This window comes from Stieleria maiorica (genome assembly GCF_008035925.1).
In the GTDB taxonomy this organism is placed as follows: Bacteria; Planctomycetota; Planctomycetia; order Pirellulales; family Pirellulaceae; genus Stieleria; species Stieleria maiorica.
In genome coordinates this window covers 8564351-8589956 of the sequence record NZ_CP036264.1, presented here as the reverse complement: position 1 = coordinate 8589956, position 25606 = coordinate 8564351, and the positions used below count along the sequence as shown (strand labels likewise).

General features: G+C 58.1%; 21 protein-coding genes and 2 rRNA genes. 7 read left to right on the top strand and 16 right to left on the bottom strand.

From position 1 onward, the window contains the following. The first annotated feature begins 144 nt into the window (after nt 1-144). Nucleotides 145-1035 carry an NAD(+)/NADH kinase gene (locus Mal15_RS29090; protein ID WP_147870966.1) on the top strand — a complete coding sequence of 297 codons (891 nt, stop codon included), beginning with the start codon at nt 145-147 and terminating at the stop codon, nt 1033-1035. A gap of 300 nt (nt 1036-1335) precedes the next feature. Here Mal15_RS29090 and rrf read toward each other — a convergent pair. Continuing rightward, a 5S ribosomal RNA gene (rrf, locus tag Mal15_RS29085) occupies nt 1336-1444 on the bottom strand. Between the two features lie 116 nt (nt 1445-1560). Continuing rightward, nucleotides 1561-4409: ribosomal RNA gene (locus tag Mal15_RS29080) — 23S ribosomal RNA — on the bottom strand. An 849-nt stretch (nt 4410-5258) separates the two neighbouring features. On the opposite strand from Mal15_RS29080, the gene Mal15_RS29075 reads away from it, so the two are divergent. The 4 genes from Mal15_RS29075 (at nt 5259) to Mal15_RS29060 (ending at nt 7537) form a co-directional block, all read left to right on the top strand. After that, nucleotides 5259-6095: a YciI family protein gene (locus Mal15_RS29075; RefSeq protein ID WP_233903096.1), complete on the top strand. Its 837-nt coding sequence runs from the start codon at nt 5259-5261 to the stop codon at nt 6093-6095. Between the two features lie 29 nt (nt 6096-6124). Then, the gene (locus Mal15_RS29070) at nt 6125-6514 is read left to right on the top strand and encodes a YciI family protein (protein ID WP_147870964.1); all 390 of its coding nucleotides are present in this window, start codon (nt 6125-6127) and stop codon (nt 6512-6514) included. Nucleotides 6515-6679: 165 nt separating this feature from the next. Then, nucleotides 6680-7057, top strand: coding sequence for a VOC family protein (locus Mal15_RS29065; protein ID WP_147870963.1), 378 nt, complete (start codon nt 6680-6682; stop codon nt 7055-7057). 9 nt (nt 7058-7066) lie between these two features. Further along, nucleotides 7067-7537, top strand: coding sequence for a VOC family protein (locus Mal15_RS29060; RefSeq protein WP_147870962.1), 471 nt, complete (start codon nt 7067-7069; stop codon nt 7535-7537). A 121-nt stretch (nt 7538-7658) separates the two neighbouring features. Here Mal15_RS29060 and Mal15_RS29055 read toward each other — a convergent pair whose 3' ends face one another. Then, nucleotides 7659-8984, bottom strand: a complete 1326-nt coding sequence (locus Mal15_RS29055) for a carbonic anhydrase (protein ID WP_147870961.1) — start codon at nt 8982-8984, stop codon at nt 7659-7661. A 245-nt stretch (nt 8985-9229) separates the two neighbouring features. On the opposite strand from Mal15_RS29055, the gene Mal15_RS29050 reads away from it, so the two are divergent. After that, complete coding sequence (locus Mal15_RS29050) at nt 9230-10264, top strand: glycoside hydrolase family protein (RefSeq protein WP_147870960.1); 1035 nt, start codon at nt 9230-9232, stop codon at nt 10262-10264. A 97-nt stretch (nt 10265-10361) separates the two neighbouring features. On the opposite strand, the gene Mal15_RS29045 is transcribed toward Mal15_RS29050, so the two are convergent. The 13 genes from Mal15_RS29045 to Mal15_RS28985 form a co-directional block, all read right to left on the bottom strand. Next, nucleotides 10362-10724: a response regulator gene (locus tag Mal15_RS29045; protein ID WP_233903095.1), complete on the bottom strand. Its 363-nt coding sequence runs from the start codon at nt 10722-10724 to the stop codon at nt 10362-10364. Continuing rightward, nucleotides 10699-12501 (bottom strand): sensor histidine kinase, encoded by a 1803-nt coding sequence (locus Mal15_RS29040; RefSeq protein ID WP_147870958.1) that lies wholly within the window; start codon nt 12499-12501, stop codon nt 10699-10701. The genes Mal15_RS29045 and Mal15_RS29040 overlap by 26 nt, the downstream gene beginning before the upstream one ends. Nucleotides 12502-12804: 303 nt before the next feature. Then, on the bottom strand, nt 12805-14604 hold the full coding sequence (locus Mal15_RS29035) for a M23 family metallopeptidase (protein WP_147870957.1): 1800 nt from the start codon (nt 14602-14604) through the stop codon (nt 12805-12807). 85 nt (nt 14605-14689) lie between these two features. Further along, the gene (locus tag Mal15_RS29030; RefSeq protein WP_199773759.1) at nt 14690-15226 is read right to left on the bottom strand and encodes an SDR family oxidoreductase; all 537 of its coding nucleotides are present in this window, start codon (nt 15224-15226) and stop codon (nt 14690-14692) included. Nucleotides 15227-15245: 19 nt separating this feature from the next. Further along, entirely contained in the window at nt 15246-16448 is a 1203-nt protein-coding gene (locus Mal15_RS29025; protein ID WP_147870955.1) for a PepSY-associated TM helix domain-containing protein, read from the bottom strand. A 46-nt stretch (nt 16449-16494) separates the two neighbouring features. Next, nucleotides 16495-17025, bottom strand: coding sequence for a hypothetical protein (locus tag Mal15_RS29020; protein ID WP_147870954.1), 531 nt, complete (start codon nt 17023-17025; stop codon nt 16495-16497). Then, entirely contained in the window at nt 17022-17945 is a 924-nt protein-coding gene (locus tag Mal15_RS29015; protein ID WP_147872653.1) for a DUF1559 family PulG-like putative transporter, read from the bottom strand. Before Mal15_RS29015 ends, Mal15_RS29020 begins: the two co-directional genes overlap by 4 nt. Nucleotides 17946-18486: 541 nt before the next feature. Beyond that, entirely contained in the window at nt 18487-19323 is an 837-nt protein-coding gene (locus tag Mal15_RS29010) for a phosphoenolpyruvate hydrolase family protein (protein WP_147870953.1), read from the bottom strand. 135 nt (nt 19324-19458) lie between these two features. Next, nucleotides 19459-20016 (bottom strand): protein-tyrosine phosphatase family protein, encoded by a 558-nt coding sequence (locus tag Mal15_RS29005; protein ID WP_147870952.1) that lies wholly within the window; start codon nt 20014-20016, stop codon nt 19459-19461. A 73-nt stretch (nt 20017-20089) separates the two neighbouring features. Then, complete coding sequence (locus tag Mal15_RS29000) at nt 20090-20545, bottom strand: VOC family protein (protein WP_147870951.1); 456 nt, start codon at nt 20543-20545, stop codon at nt 20090-20092. A gap of 377 nt (nt 20546-20922) precedes the next feature. Continuing rightward, a complete protein-coding gene (locus Mal15_RS28995; RefSeq protein ID WP_147870950.1) occupies nt 20923-21708 on the bottom strand; it encodes a hypothetical protein in 786 nt (261 codons plus the stop codon). 214 nt (nt 21709-21922) lie between these two features. Next, a complete protein-coding gene (locus tag Mal15_RS28990; RefSeq protein ID WP_199773758.1) occupies nt 21923-23080 on the bottom strand; it encodes a sialidase family protein in 1158 nt (385 codons plus the stop codon). Between the two features lie 67 nt (nt 23081-23147). Then, entirely contained in the window at nt 23148-24626 is a 1479-nt protein-coding gene (locus Mal15_RS28985; RefSeq protein ID WP_147870948.1) for a BNR-4 repeat-containing protein, read from the bottom strand. Nucleotides 24627-24880: 254 nt separating this feature from the next. On the opposite strand from Mal15_RS28985, the gene Mal15_RS28980 reads away from it, so the two are divergent. Beyond that, a complete protein-coding gene (locus Mal15_RS28980) occupies nt 24881-25600 on the top strand; it encodes a hypothetical protein (RefSeq protein WP_147870947.1) in 720 nt (239 codons plus the stop codon). The last annotated feature ends 6 nt before the right edge of the window (nt 25601-25606 follow it).

The following is a 25606-nucleotide window of genomic DNA, read 5'->3' as shown; positions in this document are numbered from 1 at the left end:
CGCGAAAAAGCGAAGCTTTCCGCCGCGCCGACCTCGGAGACGACGGCGACTGCCGAGCCCAATCGAAAACGAAGCTGCGGTAGACTTGTAGTGATGTGCCGCCTTTTAACTTTAGGGTCCTGCCCCTCGGGGCGCTAGAAAGCCATGACGCGCAACGCCGCCGACTACCGCTCGAACAATCGAATCTGGCCCAGCGGTCACCGCAACGTCCCCCGTGTTGCCATCCTCGGCGCCCCGGATCGCGATCGCGTACGCAGCGAAGCGATCCGCTTGCGACCGCTGATCGCCCAACACGCCGAAATTGTCGCCGAAGATTTTCACTTCCAGTACGGCTTCGACGATCCAGACATTGATCTGGTCATCGTCCTGGGCGGTGACGGGTCGATCCTGCAAACCGCCCGTCAGCTGGCGGGAAAGAAAATCCCGGTACTGGGCATCAACTGCGGCAACCTCGGTTTTTTGGCAGCGCTTTCCCCCGACGATTTTTTGGAAGTCTGGCCCCAAGTCTGCTGCGGGGCATTTGAAGTCATCGACCACCTGATGCTGGAGGTCAGCTTGATTCGCGACGGGAAAACCGTCTGCGAGCAACTGGTTTTGAACGAAGTCGCCGTGCTGGGCGGGCCGCCGTACCAGATCCTGGGAATTGATTTATTCGCCGATGGAAACCTGGCGACACGTTATCGTTGTGACGGGTTGATCCTCGCGACGCCGGTCGGATCAACCGCGCACAACTTGTCAGCCGGCGGCCCGATCCTGCGACGCAACCTGCAGGCCGTCGTGATCTCACCGATCAGCCCCCACACGCTGACCTATCGCCCCCTGGTCGATTCGGCCGACACCCTGTTCGAATTGACCGTAAGCGAACCGAACGAATCGACCAGCGTGGTCGTCGACGGCCGGATCCTCAGCCAATTGCTGCCGGGTGACCGCGTCCAGGTGCAGCGATCGGACCACACCTTCGAAATGTTGTCCGTCCCTGGGCAAAATGATTACCGCACCCTGCGAGAGAAACTGGGCTGGGGCGGATCACTGTAGGCAAGTCACCGCGGACTTGCCCGCCGACCGTACGCCGGCCCTTCTGGGCGGGCGCTTGGCCGGTTCCCGGCCACCGGGTGCCGACAGTCGACCAGGGGGAAACAGGACCAATACGACACATGGGACGCATAGGTCCTATCGGTCGCATAGGTCCTATGGCAGCGCTGCCTGCACCGGGCGCGGACCGCCTGCGGCGGGCATTGCCGACCGTACGCCGGCCCAGAAGGGCCGGCGTACAGCAGACAACAGGGCGCGCACAAAAAAACCCTTCGACGGAGAACCGTCGAAGGGTTTTTTAAAAAATGGCGAGACCTACTTTCACGCTGGTGGGCACTATCATCGGCTCGGAAAGCTTAACTGCTGTGTTCGGGATGGGAACAGGTGGGACCTTTCCGATATGGTCGCCAAAAGACCGTGTGAGGGGTATTTCGCCCAGCACACGGCCGGTTGTCTGGTAATGGCAGCTACTTCGAACCAAACGTTATCCGAAGCGACGCATGACAGAATCATGAGTGCGGGATATCGATGGCCAACCCTTCGTCCGTTAGTACCGGTTAGCTGAACACGTTACCGTGCTTACACATCCGGCCTATCAACCTGGTCGTCTTCCAGGGGACTTTCGACAGTTGTCTACGAAACCTAATCTTAGAGCGGGCTTCACGCTTAGATGCTTTCAGCGTTTATCCTTTCCGAAGTTAGCTATCCAGCCGTGCCGCTAGCGCGACAACTGGTACACCAGAGCTTCGTCCAACTAAATCCTCTCGTACTAAAGTTGAATCTCTTCAAGTTTCGAACGCCCACGGCAGATAGGGACCGACCTGTCTCACGACGGTCTGAACCCAGCTCACGTACCACTTTCATTGGCGAACAGCCAAACCCTTGGGAGCTTCTACACCCCCAGGATGTGATGAGCCGACATCGAGGTGCCAAACCGCATCGCCGCTGTGGACGCTCGGATGCGATAAGCCTGTTATCCCCGGAGTACCTTTTATCTGATGAGCGATAACCCTTCCATTCGGGATTACCGGATCACTAAGGCCAACTTTCGTTCCTGCTCGAGTGATGGCTCTCGCAGTCAAGCACACTTCTACCTTTACGCTCTTCGCCTGATTGCCGACCAGGCTGAGTGTACCTTTGCACTCCTCCGTTACTCTTTGGGAGGAGACCGCCCCAGTCAAACTGCCCGACTGACATTGTCCTTTGCCTGGATTCACAGGATCAAAGTTAGAATTAAAATATGACCAGGCTGGTATTTCAACAACGGCTCCTTCGACACTGGCGTGCCGAGCTCAAAGCCTCCCAGCTATCCTACACAAGACATATCTCAACCCAATATCAGCCTACAGTAAAGGTTCACGGGGTCTTTCCGTCTAACCGCGGGTACGTGGCATCTTCACCACGACTACAATTTCACCGGGTCGGTGGTTGAGACAGTGCTGAATTCGTTACGCCTTTCATGCAGGTCGGAACTTACCCGACAAGGAACTTCGCTACCTTAGGACCCTCATAGTTAGGGCCGCCGTTTACTGGGGCTTCGGTCGCTTGCTTCGCTTGCGCTAACAATCTTCCTTAACCTACCAGCACCGGGCAGGCGTCAGTCTCTATACATCCACTTGCGTGTTAGCAGAGACCTGTGTTTTTGATAAACAGTCGATACAGCCGATTTTCTGTGGCCTCAGGTAGCGTGAACCACCCGAGGCGCCCCTTATCGCGAACTTACGGGGCCATTTTGCAGAGTTCCTTAACCACCGTTCTCCCGAGCGCCTTAGAATACTCTTCTCGCCTACCTGTGTCAGTTTTAGTACGGTCAGTTGCTTAACCTAGCAGCTTTTCTTGGACGTCCTTCCAATGACTTCGAGAACTTAAGTGCTCTCGAGCTACGCCTTGAATTGCGAGGGTGATTTAATCCCCTCCATCTCGGCCTTCGCTACGGACATTTCTATTCGTACCGCTCACTTTCTGGACGCCGTCCCTGCATCGGATACACAACCGGCGAAGGAATGTTGACCTTCTCTCCATCGTCTACGCCTTTCGGCCTCGACTAAGGTGCCGGCTAACCCTGGGCGGAATTGCCTTCCCCAGGAAACCTTAGGCTTTCGGCGAACAGGATTCTCACCTGTTTTATCGTTACTCATTCCGGCATAATCACTCGATGACCCCGACACCACTCGTTACCGTATGGCTCGTATCTGATCATCGACGCTCTCCTACCGCTTGTGCTAGGCACAAGCCCGCTGCTTCGGTGACACACTTACTCCCGTTCATTATCGGCGCAGAAATGCTCGACTGGTAAGCTGTTACGCACTTTTTAAATGGTGGCTGCTTCTAAGCCAACATCCCAGCTGTCACAGCACTTCAACTTCCTTAGTGACTAAGTATGTCTTAGGGACCTTAGCAGGCGATCTGGGTTGTTTCCCTCTCGACCCTGGAGCTTATCCCCCAGGGACTGACTGCCGAGATAATTTTACCGGTATTCGGAGTTTGGTTCGGTGAGGTACCCCGGGAAGGGCCCCCATCCGATTCAGTCTCTCTACCCCCGGTAAATAGTGGCTCGACGCTATCCCTCAAGATATTTCGGAGAGAACGAGCTATCTGCTGGTTTGATTACACTTTCAGTCCTCCCCACAGGTCATCCCCTCAGTTTTCAACCTAAGTGGGTTCGGTCCTCCACGCAGTTTAACCCACGCTTCAACCTGCCCATGGGTAGATCACACAGCTTTCGCGTCTGCAGCATACGACAATATTCGCCCTATTCAGACTCGGTTTCCCTTGGGCTTCGTTCCGGAGGAACTTAACCAAGCCGCATACCACAACTCGCCGGATCATTATGCAAAAGGCACGCCGTCACCCGTTCAAATCGGGCTCCGACCGCTTGTAGGCACATGGTTTCAGGTTCACTGTCCTCCCCTTACAGGGGTTCTTCTCACCATTCACTCACGCTACTGGTTAGCTATCGGTCATTAAGGAGTATTTAGCCTTGCGGGATGGTCCCCGCGGATTCAGTCCAGGTTTCACGTGACTGGACCTACTCAGGTGCTCCTACGATGCGTGTTTATTTTCGTGTACGGGACTGTCACCCTCTGTGGCGGAACTTTCCTGAACCTTCCACTAACAACACACAATTCGATATTGGAGTCCTACAACCCCCAGAGGGAAACCCTCTGAGTTTGGGCTATTCCGATTTCGCTCGCCGCTACTGACGGAATCGATTTTTCTTTCTCTTCCTCTGGTTACTTAGATGTTTCAGTTCACCAGGTTGGATAGGGTATCCCGGGATCATCGCTTGTTTGTCAACTCCCCCAGGCATTTCGCAGACTTCCACGCCCATTCTCTTAATGCCAAGGCATCCCCCATGTGCCCTTGGTAGATTGGCCAACGAAATCCCGAACTCAACACTCAAGTCGAACCGGCCGAAGCCGACGCAACCTGACGCCAAGAATCGTGATCGTCGTTTGTGCTAATCACCATAACGATATCACATGACTGGATTGATCGATCACAGCACCGCGGTCGCGATGCCACAACGTCACAAATCAGTATTCGCACAGAATCCTGTCAGATTCGCTTCTAATCGGCCAGCAACTTTTCGCCAGGGCTTAAGGAACCCTGTCGACGTTCACTGGCCACGCTTGTTCCGAAGAACTTTGTAGTCGCCGATCAATCGATTTCGATCGACCGGCAGATTACTGATGCCAATTACCAAACAACCAAATTGTCAAAAATCAGTTCTCCGTTTCCGGCCCGCGTCGCGGGGGAAAGCGAAGGACGCTGCGTGTGCAGCCGCCCGCCGCAGAACTTTGCGGCGAGCGGTCACTCACGAGCGAGGCGGGAAGATAGAGCCGTCAGGCTCGACCGTCAACCGTTCTTCACAAGAAAAATGACGAAACCTCAAAGACGCCTTCCCGATGCCGCTCGAAGCGGCGGAAAAGCCGGGAAAGACGGTCTATTTTACCGCGAATCCGGCCGGATTAGGGACGCCGGACCGGCAGAATTGGGAGCCGTACGGAGAACTTGACACGCGAAGAGGTACTGGCGAGGACGGCAGAATGCCCGCTGCCGTTCGTTCCCCACGCCAAGACCCAACAGCAAGTCCATACTCTCGACAGTTTTTTTGCATCCGCTGTCGATTTCAGTCTCCGCGATTCGACCAATGGTCAGAACGACACGTTACAAACCACCCCCTCTCCAACAATACCTACAACCAGGAGCATCGAATGAAAGTCATGGTGATCGTAAAAGCGACCGCAAGTTCCGAAGCGGGGGAACTACCAAGCGAAGAGCTGCTCATTGCGATGGGGCAGTTCAACGAGGCGTTGGTCAACGCCGGGATCATGAAGGCCGGCGAAGGCCTGAAACCCAGCAGCCAAGCGGTGCGAGTCCGTTTCAGTGGCGAGAATCGCACCGTGACCGATGGCCCCTTCGCAGAAACCAAAGAGCTGATCGCAGGCTATTGGCTGTGGGAAGTCAAGTCGATGGAGGAAGCCGTCGAGTGGGTCAAACGCTGCCCGAATCCGATGATGGAAGATTCGGACATCGACATTCGACCGATCTACGAAATGGAAGACTTCGCCGAAGTCGATCCGCAAGGCGAGGTGGAGAAACACGAAGACGAGCTACGCAGCCGCATCGCCACACATGACGCCGCCGTTCAACCCTACCTGTTCTTCGGCGGGAGATGCGAAGAGGCACTGGAATTCTACAAGCAAGCCATCGGCGCAACGGTTTCCATGTGCATGCGATTCAGCGAGAGCCCGGATCCGGCGCCGGAGGGCATGATCCCGGAGGGCTTTGAAAACAAGATCATGCACGCGTCCTTCCAAGTCGGCAAGATGACGCTGATGGCCTCCGACGGCTGCGGCGAAGACTCCGCGTTCGGTTCATTCCGCCTCACACTCACCGTGCCGTCCGTCGCCGACGCCGACCTGCTTTTCAACGCACTGGCCGACGGCGGAACCGTCGACATGCCGCTGACGAAGACGTTCTGGTCGCCACGCTACGGCATGGTCACTGACAAATTCGGCCTCGGCTGGATGGTGATGGTCCCCGGCGAACCGTGCTAACCAACTCCCAACTCTCAACTCCCAAACCAATGAAATACATGCTCCTGATCTACGGCGACGAAAGCTGCTGGACCAACGACGAGCGGCTGGAGTGCATGCTCGAATCGATGAGAATCTCCGACGAACTTCAGCAACAGGGAAAGCTGATCTCATCGGATCCATTGCATTCGGTCACCACGGCTACCAGCCTCCGCATCCGCAACGGCCACAAGCAAGTCACCGACGGGCCGTTCGCCGAAACGACCGAACAGCTCGGCGGCTACTACCTGATCGACGTCGACAACCTCGACGAAGCGATCGCAATCGCCGCACGACTTCCACCGGCGAAAAAGGGAACGATCGAAATCCGACCGCTGTTTCCCAAACCGCAGGTCGGCGCTGAAGGTTTAACCGACGAAACAGCAGAACCTTCGGCTTAGGATCGAATAAAGAACATCCCTTCAATCGTAGCGACCTTCGCCAGAAGGTGGATTCCCCGTGCTCCCCACGTCTTGGAGAGCGTGTCCACGCAGCCGCTACATCGCCCCCCCTGGAAGCCGACCCCACATCGCCCCATTCCGTTTCATCACACTGGAGTACACGTCATGAATCGCAATCCCGTCGGCTGGTTCGAAATCTACGTCGCAGACCTCGATCGAGCCAAGACCTTCTACGAAACCGTGCTGAAGGTTCAGCTCGAACGCCTGGAGACGCCGACTGCGGAACTCGAGATGCTCGCATTCCCGATGCAGTCGGACGCCGCCGGGGCCAGCGGTGCGATCGTCAAAGCGACCGGCTGCACCCCCAACGGCAACGGCACGCTCGTCTATTTCTCCTGCCAAGACTGCGCCGACGAAGCATCCCGCGTCGAAGCAGCCGGCGGCAAGATCCACAAACCAAAGTTTTCCATCGGGCCGTACGGTTTCATCGCGTTGGCGATCGACACCGAAGGCAACGTGATCGGGTTCCATTCACTCAGCTAAAGTGACCTCATGCAATTCAAACAAAAACTCACTCCGTTCCTCTCCTACACCGACCGGGCCGAAGCAGCGGCGGCGTTTTATAGCGACGTGATTCCTGGCGGCCGCGTCCTCCGCACCGTTCGCAATCCGCAGAACGATGCGGTTTTGACGGTCGAATTTGAAATGGCGGGGATGACCTTCGTCGCGCTCAACGCCGGCCAGAATTGGGAATTCAGCCCCGCCATTTCACTGGCATTGGCCTGTGACACCCAGGAAGAAATCGACACCGTGTGGCAACGCCTGACCGCCGACGGTGGCAACGAGGTCGCCTGCGGATGGCTGCAAGACAAGTTCGGGATGTCGTGGCAAATCGTGCCGTCGAAGATCCAGGCTTGGCTCGACAGCGGTGACGCGGCGGCGATCCAACGGATGTTCGAAGCGTTGTGGCAGATGAAAAAGCTGGACATCGCCGCCCTCCAAGATGCCTTCGATGGCAAGTAGGGGAGTCACACGACGCCATAAGCCAACATCGCGTCGGCGACCATTTTGAATCCGGCCAGACTCGTTCAGCAAGTTTCCTGGTCGGTTTCTGTTTGCTTTCTCGTCTCGCTAGGCTGACGCACTACTCGATGACGTCGACCGTTCCGTTGTGCATGTCGTAAACCGCACCGACGATGCGGACCTGCCCGGCCCCGATGCTTTGCCGGACGTCCGCAATGCTGGAGAGTTTTTGGACGGCGTGAATGACGTTGGTCCGCACGCATCCACTGACCCGCTCGGCATGCTCTGTGTCCTCGGGCAAGCTCTTCAGTGCGGGCTCGATCCGCTTGATCAGCGCGACCACCTCCTTGGGCTGTTCGCTGGGGTTGTCGTAATGATCGACGGTCGCCTTGACGGCTCCGCAACCGGTGTGCCCCAGGATCAGCACCAGCGGCGTTTGCAGATAGTGCACCGCATACTCGATGCTGGCGGTGACATCGGTGTCGACCACGTTGCCTGCAACGCGGATGACAAACAGGTCACCGAATCCCTGGTCGAACAATAACTCCGGCGGAACACGCGAATCGCTGCAGCCGAGGACGACGGCAAACGGATGCTGGCCCTGTTCCAGTTGGGCCCGCCAGTTTCGCGTTTCATGCGGGTGGATGGATTTGCCGGACACAAACCGGGCGTTGCCTTCTTTGAGACGACGCAGGGCATCGGCGGCCGCAGGCAGCGTGGTGATATCCGGCGTCCGCATCCCGAGCGCGACGTCGCTGACCGCAGACACCGCGCGCAGCCGCTGGCAGTCCGTCGCGTCGACCCGCATCTGTTTTGCCAGTCGCAGCCGCAATTCCGCGCACATCGGATCGGCCGTGCCCTTGATCAACGGCGTCAAACTTCGACCGCTGATGTTTCCCGGGATTTCGATTCCACACAGATCACACAGCGTCGGAAAGAGATCGATCGATTCGACCGGTGACGGCGTCGAAGCGATCGCTTGCCTCGAAGCCGGCCGAATGATCAACGGCACCCGAGTGGCATGTTCCAGAGGGCTGTTGACGCCCCACATGCCGTGATCGCCGAGATGAAAACCGTTGTCGCCCAAAAGAACCACCGTCGTGTTGTCCGCCAACCCCAGGGACTCGAGTTCAGCGAGCAACAAACCGATCTGGGCGTCAACATACGACGCACAGGCGTAATAGCCGTGAATCATCTCGCGTTGCAGTGCCTCCGGAATCGCACCCTGCCGCGGCACGCCTTCGAAGTTCCGCAGCATGCCACCCGGATGAACGGAAAACCCACTCGCGTAGTCGATCTCGCCGCGATGGGACGCCAACGCAAACTGATCGCGATGATAAAGATCCCAGTACTTTCTGGGCGCGACGAAGCGAGGATGCGGCTTGGTAAATCCGACGGCCAAACGCTCGGCCGGCCGTTTCGGGAGAAACGACAGGGCGCAGTTCACGCTTCGACCTGCTGGCGGATCCTTCCTGTCCCTTATCCGCTTTTAATGCGGTTCAACCGCCTGAGTGATTTCGCAGAAGCTCGATGGACTCCGTTCCGTCGGAGCCCCACGGGACGGCGGCGGTTCGCACCGTGCAACACTTGCGCGTCGATGAGTTTTCTTCGCACCATTCGGTTCCGGTAAAATGCGGCAACCAGCCCGCCTGCGGTCGACTTACATTCGCCCCTCTCAACCTGGAGTACACCATGACCAGCGAGCGTTTTCGGATCTTCGACGTTTCCTCGTGGGCACGGATCCAACTCGGCCTCGTCCGCCTCGGCCTTGCGTGGGTGTTCGTCAGCGCCGCACATCCAACTCCGCTTTTCGCTCAACGTCCGCTCGAACCATCGACGTCTGCCAAAGCCGATCCCGCCGGTCAATTGACGCCTCACTTAATCGGCCCCTGGGTGAAACTGGTCGGCCAGCCCCCACTTGAAAAATGGGCTTCGCCAAAGGCCGAGCCGGTCGATTTCACGGTCTTCCAAGCCGACGACGGGCGATGGCAACTGATCTCCTGTATTCGTCACACGACTCATCCCGGCGGCACCCGGCTTTTGTATCGCTGGTCCAGCCCGGAATTGACGCAGGAAGGCTGGAAGCCGGAGGGCATTTTCTTGTCGTCCAAGCCGGAATGGGATCATGCCGACGGCACGGTGCAGGCACCATTCCACGTCCGAGATGCGGACCGACACTACCTGTTTTACAACAGCCGCGGGGGACATCTGATGACCAGCATCGATGGAATCGATTTCGAGCCGGTGGGCAACCAAGCCGTGTTTCCGATGGGTCGCGATGTCTGCATCCTCGACGATCGCCAACGATCCGGTCAATGGATCGCCTACTACACCTCACCGGAACCGGGGATCAACCCGGCCACACGCGACCATACGATTCGAGCCCGCACCGCCAAAAACCTGGAGGGACCATGGAGCGATACGGCGATCGAGATTCCTCCGATCACACCGCCAGCGGAAGGCTACACGTTCGTGTATGCAGAAAGCCCGCTCGTGGTCAAACGCGGCGGCGTCTATTTCCGTTTTGAACAATTGGAAGTCTTTCGATCCGACGACCCGCTGAAGTGGGGCGGCCCACCGGTCGCGCGTCTGGCACCGCGAGATCCGCTCAAGCGACTCGCCCCGGAAATTGTCACCCACGACGGCCAAGACTATCTGGTTGCATACCAATGGCGTGGTCGCGATCCACGGGGGATCTACTTGGCCCGTCTTGTCTGGAAACCATGACCGAACCAGACATCCCCCCTCTGTACAAGAGACTCCGTTGTTGGCCGCTCAAACGTAGCTAGCTTCGCCAGACGGTGGTTGGCTTGTTTTTCCACGCTCAACAGACGCAGTGCTCACTCAGCCAATCGATGAGCGATTTGGGATTGAAGGGCTTCATGAGAAAACAGACGGCATGAAAACTCTCCAGTTGTGCCAAGACATCATCGTCCCGGTGCCCGCTGATCAAAACCGTCGGCACGGCCCGTCCTTCTTTGGTCAGTTGCTTCAACAAATCGATGCCACTTTTTCCCGGCAGACGCAAATCCACCACCATCGCGTCCGCCGTTTGTTCAGCCTCATCGTGCAGGAATTGCTCGGCACTTGCGGCACAATACGTCTCGAATCCGAACGCACCGAGCAACACGCTGACCGACTGCTGAACGGCGACGTCGTCGTCAACCACCCAAACTTTGGCTTTCATAGCATTCATGGACGGGTTCTCCGCTCAGTGGAAGGACCACAAGAAAAACAGTCCCGCCAGACGTGGATTCCTCGACGACCAGCGATCCCTCGTGGGCTTCGATGATCGAACGAGCAACGGCCAACCCCATCCCCATGCCCTCCGGTTTGGTCGTATAAAACGTTCGAAAGACGGTCTTGGTATCCTCTGACCTGATCCCATTGCCACGGTCCTCGACTCGAATTTCGACTTCGTCCGCTGTCGACGAAGTTCGGATGGTAAGTTGTCTTCGTTCGCGCTGGACCTGATCCATCGCTTGGACGGCGTTTTGAAACAGATTCATCAAGACCTGTTGAAGCTGGACCTGATTTCCGGAAACCGTCAACGACTCGGCGTGAAATTGAAGGTTCACGTCGACGCCATGGCCGCGCAAATCCGGTCCCATGATCCCCAGCGAACTTTCAATGAGTTGATGGATGTCGGTCTCTTCGTTGTCGTTCTCGTTCGGCTTGAGAAGACTTCGGATGCCGCGGACGATCTCTGCCGCACGCTCCGCCTGCTGGCGAATACTTGCCGCATGCTGTTCAATTTCGCCAGCCTTCAGAGGTGATTCGGTCGACAGTTTCTCGAGCACAAAGGCATAGTTGGTCGCCGCGGAAAGGGGTTGATTCAATTCGTGCGCGATCGAAGAGACGAGTTCGCCGAGCAGATTGACACGACTCGCGTGAGCCAGCTTGTCACGATGATGCTTCAGTTGCCTTTCGATGCGTCGTTTCTCGGTCACGTCTTCGGTGATCGCCAAGACGTGCACCACGTCCTCACCGCCATACCGGATCGGTACCTGCCGCGTCGTCATCGTGCGGCGTCTGCCCTTCAATCCGATGATCTCGAATTCCAGGCTATTCGATTCGCCTTCGAAAACCTCTTGGGTGCTTTCGATGAACCGCTTGCGATCGCCCTCGGAAATGACATCGAAAATGCACTTCCCCAACACATCATCACGCTCGGCCTCCAAGGATTGCAGTCCGGCAGGATTGATATCCACCAGACTGCCTGCGCGATCGACCAGCTTCACACAATGAGGCTCGGAATCAAAGATCAGACGGAAACGCTGATTGCTTTCCAAAACCCGGTTCAGCGCCTCCTCCCTCAGACGATCGTAGTCACGGAACCGGCGGACCACCAGCACCAGGAGTGTTGTCGACAAGCCGAGAAAGACGCATCCCAACAGCGCGCTCTCGATCCTGGTCTGTGCCAATACCGATGCGACTTCATCGTGAGACGACCCGTGCGCCGCATTGAGTCGCCCCAACAGGCCGGAGATGACTTCTCGGAACCGATCCACGTCGCGTTCAAAGGCACGAAAGTCAGCCGGTTCCACACCCCCGACGCGCTCGTATCGGTCGATCATCCGCCTGCCGCTGGCCACAAGCTGTTGCTGGCTCTGGACGACCGATTCGAACCGCTCGCGAGAACGTTCGTCCAGCATCGTCCCCTTCAGGAACGACTCTGACAGTGGCCCCAAGTCCGCGACCCGCTGCTCAAACTCTGCCCGTTTGGCGTCATCCCCGGCGATAACATACGCCAGGCACTCCTGCACCGCAGCGTTGGTTCTGCCGCGAAGGTCGATCAGTCGGCCGGCCGCCGGCGCCGTCCCGCTGGTCGTGCCAATGGCGCGATCGACCCGCCAAAACAAGTGGGCGCAATAAACAAAGCTCGCCACCAAGAGCACTGCAAAGGAGATCAGCAGCGTCCGGGAATACGCGGTGCGAGGAGCGTTGAATTGTTCGTTGATCATTCGACCGGCAGCCGTTCGTGGACCCAACGGTGGCTGTCTCGGCGCGTTGTCGACGGCTTCGGGTGCGCGGCAGGCATGTCCGACGCGATTGAGGCGGCGCAGAGAGTCTGCCCCAAAAGTATGAGCGAAGGATGCACGCCAGCCAAGACCAACGACGAATCAGGCACCGGGATGCCCCATCCTCGGTGATCCGGCGACGGCGAGAGAAGACGTGTGGTTTCGTCATCCCCTCAATCGGCACCGTCGCCGAAAGGCCGTTTCACGTCGCCTTCCCGGACGGCCACGCCCCGCAGAAGCCCGCGATCAGCGTTTGCCTGGACGTCTCGTCGACCGGTCCGATGTTGCCGCCGAATCGTTCGATGAAGCAGCCGACATCGGTCGTTGGCGTGATCCCGCCGGTCGTTGACGATCGCCTTCGCTCCTGCGATCGAGCTGACGCAGTGGCGCCACCTGAACATCCGGACGACGGACGGTTGGGCGTCGCTCGAGCGGTCGACTTGTCGATGGTATCTGATGTGGCCGACGTGGGGCAACGGACGGACTCGTGCGGATTCGCTGCGGCGTGCTCGGACGCGTCGCCGCCCCATCGGGCAATCGACGGGGTGCAGGAAACGTCATTCGCGGCACATCACGCGTTGTGCCGATCGGTCGACGCCGCAGCAAATGTTTCACGGTTCGATCGACCGTCGGCCTGACCCTGTCGGGACTGTCGGCGGGCGTCCGGATCAAACGCGGGCTCACCATCGGCGGAGCGATCAACAGCGGCCTTCGCAGGCCGGTCGATTGGGGCGCGATCCAGCGTGGGCTCGCGATGATGTCGCCCCGAGAAACCGGCGGTTCTAGGATCGGCATCCCGCCAGACGTTGAACCGGCCAGATCTTCGTTGAAGACGCCGCCGAGCGACGGATTGATGGTCCCGCACGCCAGATCGTTGGGCGCCGGGTACACCAGGTTCCGTTCACCTAAATCGCACCAGGGCAATGCTTCGCCATCCATCAACACAAACGGGGCCGTCTGACCGTTCGCGGCAGCCTGCGCCGCCGCTTGATCCGAAATGACATAGATCTGTCTGAAACCGATCGGACGACCGATCCCACTCTTGCTGATCTCGATGTGCAGGTGTGGATGCGAGGAATTTCCCGAGTTGCCGATACGGCCCAGGAACTGCCCCGCACTGACCGCCGCACCGACCTCCATCAACGCGCTGTTGAGTGTGTTCTTGCGAAAATGGTAATAGCTGGCGATTTCACTGCCGTGACGAATTCGGATGAAGTTCGCCCCACTCCCTTCTGCACCAGGCAAATGATCGTTCTTCCCGTCTTCGAAATCCAGCACGACGCCGTCTGCCATCGCATAGATCTTTTTGTTCCAGACCAGGTAATCTTCGTTCGCAGAGCCATTCGCATTGGGACACAGTTCCACCCAATCTCCCAGGCCGGCATCCCACCGCAGGATGCCGAGGTCCAGTGCGAACATCCCGGATTGCGATTCGCGATGATGCCCTCCGCCGGCATTGCTGCTGCCATTCCAAAACTGATTCGTCCCCAGACTATCCAACTTGGCAGGGTAACGGTACGAGCACACGCTGTTGTGATAGACCAGCACGTCACTGGTATACGTCGCAGCGCCGGCGAATCCGTGACAGTACAGAAACACTTTGACCAATGACGGGGTCTGTCCGGCAATCATCGGAAACGAAAGATCGGGCAACATCAACAATCGCACGACTTCGTCGGGCTCCAACGCCGCATCGTCGACCAACCAGGACGTGCCGCCACCGTCCTTTTTCTTCATCTTGTCGAACAGATTGACATTTTTCAGCACGGTGCCGGATTGCGAATACACCACGACCTGTGCGTTTTTCAGATCGATCGCGTTGGCGGAGGTGTTCTTGACCTTCAAATTGAAACACAACTCCCACCCCTTCGTTCCACCTTCATAAGACGGAGCTGTCGGAAACACGACCAGCTTCTGGCTCTCGGTCGGCTCGGCGCCCACAAAACTGATCGGCGGCGAGGCAAACAGTGACGCCTCGGACTGTATCCAACTCAACGGGAAAACCGCTGCGGTGACCACCGTGACCAGCAGACTTTGCTTCAACATCGAAATCGCCTCGTAAAAAGGAGTAAGTCAGAGGCACTAACGGATCGCCTCCGAACTCACATACGAGGTGCATTACACGGTCCGGCTAAATCCCGCCCGCGACGTCGATGAATTGACCGCTGGTGAAGCTGGCACGGTCGGACAGCAGCCACACAATCGCCTCGGCCACTTCTTCTGCTGTGCCGCAGCGCCCCAGCGGAAGTTTGGGGCCGATTCTCTGGGCTCGGCCGGGTTCGCCACCGTCGGCATGAATCTCGGTATCAATGATTCCAGGCCGCACCGCTTTGACGCGGATCCCTCGGCCGGCCACCTCTTTGGCCAATCCGATCGTCAGCGAATCGATCGCTCCCTTGGATGCCGCGTAGTCGACATATTCGTTCGGCGATCCCGTCCGCGAGGCGACCGACGACACGTTGACAATGCTGCCGCCGACTCCCATCCGTCGAATCGCTTCTCGGCAGCACAAAAATGGCCCCACCACGTTGACCGAAAACACCCGCTGCAATCGCTCGCGACTGATGCCTTCCAATGGCGATTGTTGCTCCAAGATGCCGGCGTTGTTGACTAGCGCATCCAGTCGGCCCCAATGATCGCGTGACTCAGGAATTCGACCCCGTGGCACGCTCGGGTGCAAGATATGTTCAGGCGAGTGCCGGTACGCGTTCTCCCTCAGCCTCCGCTCCTTCCGCAGACTCTGCTGGCGGCGTCGGCGAATCGCCCTTCCGATTCCGCTGCGTCTGCCGACGACGCGAGCCTGCACGTCGCCACCAAACGACCACGCCGGTCACGTACAGGACGGCCGGCGTCAATCCGATGACGAAAACGATCCAGCGACCGAGCAACCCGAACGCTTCACCGTTGTGAAGCGGAAACTGCCAGGCGAAAAACGCATCGGCCGACGTGCCGTCTTGGGGACGCCGCAGCGCGAGCAGCTCTCCGCTGTACTGATCGAGAAACACCTGGGAACGGCCGTAAGAGGTTTGCACCTCACCCGGCTGACGAAATGCGACTTCGTAGAAACCGTCTGCCCCCTGCGGAGGATGCAAATGATCAAACGTCGCCCCCGGAAATCGCTCCTGGGCAATCGCGATCGCTTCATCGGGACTCAATCGGTCCGCCTTTTCAATCACCGCCGATGTGAGCTCCCCGGGCGGATCGGTCACCTCAGCAAATGTCCCAATCGCCGCTCGAAACCAATCATGAAACTCCATGTAGACCCCCGTAAAGGCGATCACGAGCAAGAACACGGCACTCGCCATCCCTGCCGACTTGTGGAGATCAAAGCTGAAGCGTGCACCCTTGCGAATCGCAAACGCCGCCCGCCAACTGTTCTTCCACAGCGGCCACCATAAGTAGACTCCGGAGACAATTGAAACGATTGCGATGATCCCCACCAGCCCGACAATCACCGCCCCCGGCGTACCGGCCAGCAGCCGAAAGTGAAGCCGATAGACCCACGACATCAAATCCTCGCCCCAGACACGTTGCCCCGTCACGCCGGCCGTGAAGGGGTCGACATGAACAGCGACGAATCGGCGACCTTCCTCAGAGCGTTCGGAAAACCAGACCGTCCAGACGCCATGGTCGACGCGCGGTCGAGTGACGGAAACCGCCTGATTCGCCGAACCCTGGTACCCGGCCTCGGCGGCCGCGACGACTTCCGCCACCGGTTTTCGATCACCACTTTCTTGCGAAAGCAGCAGCGTCGGATTCAACCACTCATCGATGGCATGATCGAAGACCAGCAGGCTACCGGTCAAACCGACCAGCACCAGGACGGCTCCGACCGTCAAGCCCAGCCAACGATGGAGGATGAGCCACGATTTTCTCAGCGTGTTTTTCATTCGGTTTTGTCTCGGGCAGTTTTCCGGATTGAAGGATGACGAAGCACTAGTTGCCCACCGCGGGCCCCGGTGGGGCCTGCCGCGGGGGCCGAGCGCGTTCCTCGGACTGCACTTTCGCACCGGTAATCTCGATCGCCGGCAACGTGTTCTCTTCCTGCTTGACGGTAAACGTCCACGGTGATTTTTCCGCCGTCGAATAGGCTCCCGACAGGCGATCGGCAAAGGACGGTTTCGATGCGTCCGGAGGCCATCGGATCAACACGTCATACTCTCCCGCCGGAGCACCATCGCCGATCTCGTAGGTCGACAGCGCGAACGTGCCATCGGCTTCGACAAGCGCCCAGGGACGCGAGTTCCGCACGTCGGGCTGCGATCGCCCACTCGCTACCAATTCAACCACGGCCCCCTCGGGCGGCTCGCCGTTGACCGTGATCGTCCCGTGTGCCGGATAGGTGTCCGCTTGCCAAGCTTCGTCCGCACACCCCGGTAATAAGACCAAGCCCGGTAGGACCAGCAACAGCCCCAATCGATTTAACTGCCATTTCAGCATTCGAACGTTCATGTCACGGCCGCTCATGGAATCTCCTCCACCACTTCATTGCCGTCGATCGAGGTGTATCCACTGAGCGTCTCCAGGTCGATCGACTCGGTCACGAAACGCACCGAACCGTCGGCCAAGCTGATATGAATCCCGCCGGGATGAAAGGAGTAGGGGCTGCCCCAGTTGGCGACGTTGATGACGTCCGAGCCGACAAAATAGGTGACGTTCGGAGGCCCGCCGGCCGGATCCACCGTCACCTGGAACGGATACATCCAGCTGGAATCAAAGTGCCCCGCCCATGCCCGATACTCTCCGGTCCACCATGCCGGTGGTGTCGTTTGTCGACCGTGGACGTACAGGGTGGTGCGGCCGGCCGACTCGTACTGCATGATCGTGTTGGACAACCCGTCCAGGACGTCGCGGAACTTCCGAAACTCATTCTGCTCGAACATCGAATGGTTCGGCGACGGATCGGTGATCCAACCGGTATCACTGCGGATGTAGGTGTAATCGGATGTCTGGAACCCACTGGTCGGCTCACTCTCGCCCGCATTGGGCGTCGAAGGGCACTGGTAGGTCGCCGGCATCAGCGTTGCCAACTCCGCGTTGTTGGCGTGGTCCCATCGCACGTTGTAGTCATAGCGGTCTTCAATACTGCTGCCTTCCAATTGCGGCAGGATGGCGGCGTTGGCGTGGGCGGTTTGTAGCGGCGACGCCCACAACCCGTCCCAATCCGCCCAAGCCGGGGGCAGTGACCGAAACGTGTCGTGGTAGTTGTGCAACGCCAAGCTGATCTGCTTGAAGTTGTTGCTGCACTGCATCCGCCGGGCGGCCTCGCGAGCGGCCTGCACCGCGGGAAGCAACAAACCGACCAAAATGCCGATGATGGCGATGACCACCAAGAGTTCCACCAGGGTGAAGGCGGATCGAGAGCGGGAACGCGATACCTGAAGCATGAAAGCCTCGTCGTCAAAAAGGGGGGCATGGAGGTGGGTAACCGATCTGTCGGCGGGACCTTGCTGGCTGAGCCCAGCGTGAGGGACGCTGGCGATCGCTGGCTAACGAACAGCAGGAAGACAGATATTGAGAATCGTTATCATTAGCACCCTTTGTATTTCAACGCTCCGCCTCGTCAAGCGGAACAATCCCCAGAGAGCCCCAGAACCACATTGCGAGACCCTAAGGGACACCCAGACACCCCTTAGTCTTCGATTGGGCAGAACTGTCGCCGTCCTCTCCGAGGTCGGCGCGGGCAAAGATTCGCTTTTTCGCGCTCGCCGAGTTCGGAGAACACGGCGACTTTTGCGGCTCGCCGAGTTCGGAGAACACGGCGACTTTTTGTGGCTCGCCGAGTTCGGAGAACACGGCGACTGTTCGCAGACGTTGTCAGGTTCGCAACTTGAGTTGCGTAGATTACAAGTGAGCTTGGACGACTGCAGCAGGTCGCATTCCCCGGCCATTTCCTGCCAAATGGCCACAACCGATCCACGCCGGCGGTCAGTTCTTCTCGGGGAGTTCCAGCCGGACGAATTCACGGACCTGGTCTCGGATCGCGGTCTCGACCGGCAATCGCTCCATCGAACTGGCGCCGTAGAACCCGTGGATGTCACATCGCTCCAGCATGAACCGCGCGTCATCGGGCATCGAAATCGGCCCGCCGTGGCACAGCACGATGACATCGTCGCGAACGCCGCGCCCGGCATCGGCGATCGCGTTGACTCGTTCCACGCATTGCTCCAGCGTGCCTGATGTGTCTGCGCCGATGGCCCCTCCGGTGGTCAGCCCCATGTGGGCGACCAAGATGTCCGCGCCCGCTTCGGTCATCGCCTTGGCCTGATCGACATCAAACACATACGGCGTCGTCAACAGATCCAACTGATGCGCCGCCGCCACACATTCGACCTCCAGGTCATAGCCCATCCCGGTTTCTTCCAGGTTCGCGCGAAACGTCCCGTCGATCAGCCCGACGGTCGGAAAGTTCTGGATCCCGGAAAACCCCAATTCGATCAACTCACGCAGAAAATGATCACGAATCATGAACGGGTCGACGCCACACACACCGGCAATCACGGGCGTCCGCGTGACTGCGGTCAGGACTTCCCGAGCCATCTCCTTGACGATCTCGTTGGCGTTACCCAACGGTAAGAGCCCTGAAAGCGAACCGCGACCGGCCATCCGAAAGCGGCCGGAGTTGTAGATCACGATCAGGTCGATCTCGCCCGCCTCTTCACATTTCGCGCTGATCCCGGTTCCCGCCCCCCCGCCGATGATCGGTTGACGGTTGGCGATTTTGGATCGAAGCCGGTTCAGGATGGATTGGCGATCGTGACGCATGTTGCTGGCAGTGTTCTTCTGATGTAACGGGTATCGGTGACGTGTCACCGGGTGCTTTGTTTCAATTTGATTTTAGCTGGATAGCGCCGCATTGACGTAGCCGCACTCGATGCGAGCCTCCGCATCGGCGAGCAACTACCGCCAGCCCTCGACGAACTGGCATTGGCGACCGTTTTCGGGCGACGGGCGGTGGCGAGTGACCTCGTCGGCTTGACGAAGGGTCTCAAGGACCTCAATGGCATCGCCCGGCTGAACGAATCGGTGCCGAATCAGCCAGCAAGCGACCACCATTCCGGTCCGCCCCACGCCGCCGAAGCAATGGACAAACACCGGTCGGTCGGCGGCGAGTGACAGATCAACCGCGTCCAGGATGCACGCCATTCGATCCGTCGAAGGCACACCCAAATCTTTGATCGGAAAACGCAGATGCGTTGCAAAGTCGCCCGCGGGGGATGCGAGCTCACGGACCAGCCCGTCGTAGGCGAGAAACGGCTGACCGTAATGATTCGATTCATCTTCTTCGATCAAGTTGATGAAGGTGCGAATGCCAAGCTTCCAAAGCTGCTCCACGCGGTGTCGATGCCCTGGCGGATCCGCCGCACCGGGATAAGCACCGGCGAGAAACCTGGACTGGATCACCCAATACGTTCTCGCCACCGGTGATTTCGCAGGTTTCTGGAGTGACAATGACATAGACTCCTCGCTCCACTCGGCCAAACGTCAACCGGACCGCGACGGTAACCATCGGATCAAACACACGCACCCATCAGTGCATTTCTTGCATCCGACGTTGGATCTCTTCGTCGCTGACGTCCTCGACATGGGTTCCCAAACACCATTCGTAACCATAGGGATCGGTCAGCATGACCATCCGATCACCGTAGAACTGATCGGCCAATTCCCGCTTGACCGTCATTCCAGCGTCGATGGCTTGTTTGGCACGAGCATCGACGTCTTCGACGTACAACGTCAGTGTCAACGGGCACCCGCCAAGCGATTTCGCTCCCGTGATTCCCCACTGGGGAACCTCTTCGGCCAGCATGATCCGGGTCCGGCCGATGATGACTTCGGCGTGACCGACGGTACAGTCCTGCATCCTCAGCACGACGCCCGGCTTGCCTCCGAGCGCTTTGACGTAAAACGCGATCGCCTCGTCCGCTCCGTTGACGATCAAGTACGGAATGAACCCTTCGCAGTTGTCTGGGATTTTTTGAACGGACATTCGATCTTGCCGTCGAGGGAATGAGACTGCCTGGCACAGAACAGTCATTCTACCCAATCACGGGCAACCAAGTTGGCGCATCAAGAAAGTGATCCGGGAACCGATGCTGCGCGGGCTTTAGCCCAATACCGCTAGGTGAAGCGTTGTTTCCTGCGGGGAGGGCCCGTAGGCTTGCGTCAAACGCCTGATCATCGTCCGACATCAGCCGGTTCGCGCCAGCGTCCGGGCTTCTCCCTCGGCCTTAACTTAGCGGTATTGGGCTTTAGCCGCCCGCTGTCGCTGCAAAGCAGCGACCGGGAATCGCCTGAAGGCTAGACACCAGCGGTTGCTGAATCCCTTTTCGCTGATGCCCGTGCCATTGGCTGCGGGCACTTTTCCTAGTTCTTGCCAAGGTGGTTGAAGATTTCGTCGATCTCCGCGTGCGACAGGTTGTTGCCCGCGGTTGGTCGGAACTCCGTCGGCGTCGACTCCGGAACCTTGATTGTCGATGCCTCGCCTCGAATGCAACGCTGTGGATCAACCGACGTGCCTTCGGGAAACTCGTCGGCCGGCAGGTCGGCCGCTGACGTTCCATCGGTGATGTCGTCCAGGTCGACCAGAATCTGTCCTCCAAAAAAATTGGTCGAGTCGTATTCGTAGAGGTCAACGTCGAACGTTTCCATGTAAACCTCCTGTTGCCAAATCGGATTCTCCGCGTCTCGCCACGGATCGGCAACGTACCATTGACCGCTCGGATCATCTCGGAGCTGAAATCGAACGAATTTGTGTAGCAGGACGCCCGGTGTGATGATGATCGGTTGGACGTTGATGACTTGTTTTCGAGTTTCCGGGAACGTCTCAACCATCCAATTCTTCCATTCTTCGCAGCCGTCTCCGTAGGATCCGCCGGAAACAAACACGATCGCATTGCCAATGAGCCCACTGGACACCGAATCGACGTCTTCGAATCGCTGTTGTGTGCGGGCTTGTAATTCTTTGTAGAGCGCGGCGGGAAAGTGAAATAATCCGCGTTCGGCGGCAATGCCTGAATCGATCCGAACCTCTGCGGGGCCGTCGTCGACCGGACCGACCGGGTCACCGTGAAACAGCCGGCGTGCTTCTAATGTGTCGAGAGTCAAACGACGCGGACCACGTTTTCTTTTCTTGGACGTTACCGTACTCATGTTTTGCTCCGAATCGAAGGTGAAATGATTCGAGAGCAACTAACCACAAATCCGGCGGATCCTGCGCGGATTCAAGCCTTTGGGGCGGCAAAAACACGAAGTTTCATTAGAGGGCTCGTATCGCCGGTCAATTGTCGCTACGAGGTACACGTACAACGGGTCGGTGTTCGGGCAATTGGGCGTGACGAATGATTCACTGACATTGCCTGTCGAATCACGGTGAGCGTTCCACCGTCTGCTCCACCCATGCCCGATTGAACCGAGCCATGGTGAGATGTTGATGAGCAAAGCCGTCATCGCCGCCGCGTTCATAGAGGCAATAAACGGTGCCATCAGGGCCGACGGCAAGGTCGGAGTATCCGCTGATACCTGGCTGGAGCAACCGTGAGACTGGCCACGTCCTGCAATCATCGGTGCTCATGCGAATCGTCACGTTTTCGCGATGGCGGAATTGATTCTTTCCGTGAAAGGCGGGATTGGAAGAACTGTCCGGATTGCTGAACAGGAACGTACTCTGGTTGTTTGCGAACGGCTGCGGAAGCTGAACGATCGCCGCCATGCAGATCGGTTCATACAGCCCCTCGTCAAACATCACGGAGGACCAATTCGTCGCGCCGTCTCGGCTGAAGGCGAGCGCTCGGCGGTAGTTGCGATTCTCGCTGCGAATGTTCAGCACGACGCGGTCATCAGAAAGCTGAGCCGCGATGGTTTCGCTCGGGTTAATCAGCGGATCAGGATGTTGACAAACGACTTCGCCCACCTGCCAAGTCGTTCCGTGGTCATCACTGTAGATCACCGAGACCGCCGAGGGGCGATGATGCTTCAGCTCCGTCGACATCCAAATCGGCACGAGCAGGCGGCCGCTGCGCAGTTGAATGCCATGTCCGGGGCCCGTCGCCACAACCCTCCAATCGTACTCGCTTCGAATCGGTTCGATGTCCGATGTGATCTCACGCGGCTTGCTAAATGTGACTCCATCATCGTCACTGAACATGTAATAACACGCGTGGTAATTGATGCAATACAGAAAGTGAATCCGGCCGGAGTCTCGATCGACAATCGCGACGGGATTGTTAATCGTGTCGTTGCCTGAATCCGCGATCCGCTGCGGGGGCGACCACGTGCGACCGCCATTGGTGCTTCTTGTCAGCAGGATTTCGATGTCCGCCCAGTCGGACCGACTTCCTCGGCGCGCTTCACAGTACGCAAGCACCGTTCCCGCGTTGGTCACAACGACACCGGGGATTCGAAACGTCTCGTATCCGGCCTGCTTGGCAGTGAACAAGTCGGTCTTGTCCAGGAATGGCTCGGTGGCCGACAGCGTGGAAAGGTTGCACGCGACCACGCAAACAGAAAAAACAAATCGTCTCAACATCGTTCTCCCCCGAATCATACTGCCTTCCTTATCACGAGTCACTTGCGGGGCCACCAGTCGTCGTTCACTCAGCGGGCGAGCCGCTGGGAATCGCCAGCGGCGCCGCGGCATCTCCGTCCACTTGGGTCGGCAGTTGGAACACGTTGCCGTCGATGTCGGAAAAATAGAGTTGTGAATCGGACGGTTGCCGACCGTGTCCATCGGCCCAGATGCCGATGAAGTCCGGGTGGGCGTTTAATGCACGACGGACATAGGTGTGATTCTTGGAACTTCCCGCTGTCATCTGACGCGTACGTTTCCACGTGGTGCCCTGATCTCGACTCTGCCACATCGCGATTTCACCGCCCGGGTTGTAAGGCTGCGGTCCTGTTTCCGTCGGCCCGATGACTCTCCAGTCATCCGGGGCAATCATCCACAATTCGCCGAAGTCGTAGTTATTGTCCGATGTCGTGACGGTACCGTATTCCCACTGCTCCCCCGTCCACCGCGCGGTCGTCCAGGTTCGAGGATCATTCTTCGGTCCGGACTGGTATCCCTTGCTGGTGATGTACAGCAACACGGGCCGATCGTGCTGGTCAAATCGCAAGTCTTTCAGGTACACGTTCAGGCCTTCGCTTTGATAATCACGAATCAGCGCCGGGTTGATTGCAGTGGTCAGCGGAAGCGAGAGCGGTTTCCCATCGACCGTCTGCCACGAGTTGCCACCGTCGCTCGATTCCACGTAGTACAGATTGGTTCGCCAGTTCAGACCTTTGCCCTTGGGGTGAACGTTAAAAAACGAACCGATCTTGGAATTGCCGATTCCCGAAATCTGATAGTGCCCTTCTTCGATCGCGGCGATGCGTTGCCAGGGACTCCAGTTGACGCCGTCGTCACTGCTCATGAAGCAAATCGTTCGTTGTGCCGGGTAGCCGTAGCGAGTGAAGAAGACTTGGAACCCGTTTTCCGCCGAATGCCAAGCTTGCAAATAGGAGAAATTGTCGATCGGCTTTCGCGACTGGCCGTCCGATCGACTCGCGGAGACAAGCTTGAACGAATCGATGTCGTAGGGTCGTTCGCTACGATGGATGTACGACGGCCGCGCCCGCCCGTGCGACGTCGAAAAGATCCAAATGTAGCCGCTGTCGTCGACCGAGATCACGGGATTGTCGTGTGCATCGCTGGTCTTTTTGTCCAGCAGAATCGTCGGCCGCGGTACGGTTTTTGTTTCATGGTCAAAGTACGACACCATATGCAACAGCTTGCGACTATCATCTTTTGTCGCACCGCCATAACAGAAGAACGTCTTGTTGACCTGGGGACAATAAATGGCAAACGGCCGGTGCTTGGCACAGTACGTTCCCAAACCGCCGCTGTACTTGTAAACATATTCGTCGCCCGACGGCTGATTCATGTACCAAATACCGCGATAGCCGTCAGCCTTTTGATTCAGCGTCACCACATCGTCGGCGACACCGCAATCACCCAGGAGTCCCCAAAACACGATCGAGGCCACGCCGATTGTCACAGCTTGAAAAGAATTGCGAACGGATTTCGGGTTCATGATGACTCACTGCTTGAACAGGAAATGGCCGGGTCTCTGACTGACGTGATGGAATATCTCACTTAGACTATAACCGCCGAAGAAACTCGGCACACGTCTGACACCTCGCGAATGAAAGATTCATGAATCACTCCTCAGCAATTGGACTTCTTCTACTCTTCACCTTGCCATTGGCAGCGCATGCCCAAGAGCCTGGTTTGCCCGGGACCGATTCCCCAGACGCCATATCGTCCCGGTCCGCCGTGGACGGTGCGATGTTCCACGTCCCATGCGACGGGACCTACAAACATCATCTGCAAGGTATCTGCACCGACGAGACGTCGATCTATTGGTCGTTCACGACGACCCTGGTGAAGACGGACATGGATGGAACCGTGCTGAAGAAGACCCCGGTCGTCAACCATCACGGCGACCTCTGTCACCACGACGGCAAACTTTTCGTCGCCGTCAACCTTGGCAAATTCAACGATCCACAGGGAAACGCCGATTCCTGGGTTTACGTCTACGATGCCACTTCGCTGGAGGAACTTTCCCGCCACGAAACACAGGAGGTGTTCCACGGGGCCGGCGGGATCGCTGTTCGCGACGGCCACTTCTTTGTCGTCGGCGGACTACCCGATGGTGTCGACGAAAACTATGTCTATGAGTACGACGGCGAGTTCACCTTTCTGCGCAAGCACATCATCAACAGCGGTCACACACTGATGGGGATTCAAACCGCGACCTTCGCCCACGACCGTTGGTGGTTCGGTTGTTATGGCAATCCCACAACCCTGATCGTCACCGACGCCGACTTCACCATGCAGGGACGCTATCCGGTCAACTGCTCGCTCGGGATCGAAGGGATGACGGGCGGACGCCTCCTGGTCGGCAGCGGTCACTGCGACAAAGACCACGGATGCGACGGCATCGCAACGGTTGCGATTCCTGACCAGACGTCTGGATTCCTTTTGCGAAACGGTGCGGCGCCGTGATTCGCC

Excerpts from the sequence above, each read along its gene's own strand:
- Mal15_RS29065 (WP_147870963.1), top strand. The coding sequence starts at position 6,680 with ATGAATCGCAATCCCGTCGGCTGGTTCGAAATCTACGTCGCAGACCTC.
- Mal15_RS28980 (WP_147870947.1), top strand. The coding sequence starts at position 24,881 with ATGTTCCACGTCCCATGCGACGGGACCTACAAACATCATCTGCAAGGT.
- Mal15_RS29045 (WP_233903095.1), bottom strand. The coding sequence starts at position 10,724 with ATGAAAGCCAAAGTTTGGGTGGTTGACGACGACGTCGCCGTTCAGCAG.
- Mal15_RS29070 (WP_147870964.1), top strand. The coding sequence starts at position 6,125 with ATGAAATACATGCTCCTGATCTACGGCGACGAAAGCTGCTGGACCAAC.
- Mal15_RS28995 (WP_147870950.1), bottom strand. The coding sequence starts at position 21,708 with ATGAGTACGGTAACGTCCAAGAAAAGAAAACGTGGTCCGCGTCGTTTG.
- Mal15_RS29005 (WP_147870952.1), bottom strand. The coding sequence starts at position 20,016 with ATGTCATTGTCACTCCAGAAACCTGCGAAATCACCGGTGGCGAGAACG.
- Mal15_RS29040 (WP_147870958.1), bottom strand. The coding sequence starts at position 12,501 with ATGATCAACGAACAATTCAACGCTCCTCGCACCGCGTATTCCCGGACG.
- Mal15_RS29020 (WP_147870954.1), bottom strand. The coding sequence starts at position 17,025 with ATGAGCGGCCGTGACATGAACGTTCGAATGCTGAAATGGCAGTTAAAT.
- Mal15_RS29035 (WP_147870957.1), bottom strand. The coding sequence starts at position 14,604 with ATGTTGAAGCAAAGTCTGCTGGTCACGGTGGTCACCGCAGCGGTTTTC.
- Mal15_RS29010 (WP_147870953.1), bottom strand. The coding sequence starts at position 19,323 with ATGCGTCACGATCGCCAATCCATCCTGAACCGGCTTCGATCCAAAATC.
- Mal15_RS29075 (WP_233903096.1), top strand. The coding sequence starts at position 5,259 with ATGGTGATCGTAAAAGCGACCGCAAGTTCCGAAGCGGGGGAACTACCA.
- Mal15_RS29015 (WP_147872653.1), bottom strand. The coding sequence starts at position 17,945 with ATGCTTCAGGTATCGCGTTCCCGCTCTCGATCCGCCTTCACCCTGGTG.
- Mal15_RS28985 (WP_147870948.1), bottom strand. The coding sequence starts at position 24,626 with ATGAACCCGAAATCCGTTCGCAATTCTTTTCAAGCTGTGACAATCGGC.
- Mal15_RS29025 (WP_147870955.1), bottom strand. The coding sequence starts at position 16,448 with ATGAAAAACACGCTGAGAAAATCGTGGCTCATCCTCCATCGTTGGCTG.
- Mal15_RS29000 (WP_147870951.1), bottom strand. The coding sequence starts at position 20,545 with ATGTCCGTTCAAAAAATCCCAGACAACTGCGAAGGGTTCATTCCGTAC.
- Mal15_RS29090 (WP_147870966.1), top strand. The coding sequence starts at position 145 with ATGACGCGCAACGCCGCCGACTACCGCTCGAACAATCGAATCTGGCCC.
- Mal15_RS29060 (WP_147870962.1), top strand. The coding sequence starts at position 7,067 with ATGCAATTCAAACAAAAACTCACTCCGTTCCTCTCCTACACCGACCGG.
- Mal15_RS29050 (WP_147870960.1), top strand. The coding sequence starts at position 9,230 with ATGACCAGCGAGCGTTTTCGGATCTTCGACGTTTCCTCGTGGGCACGG.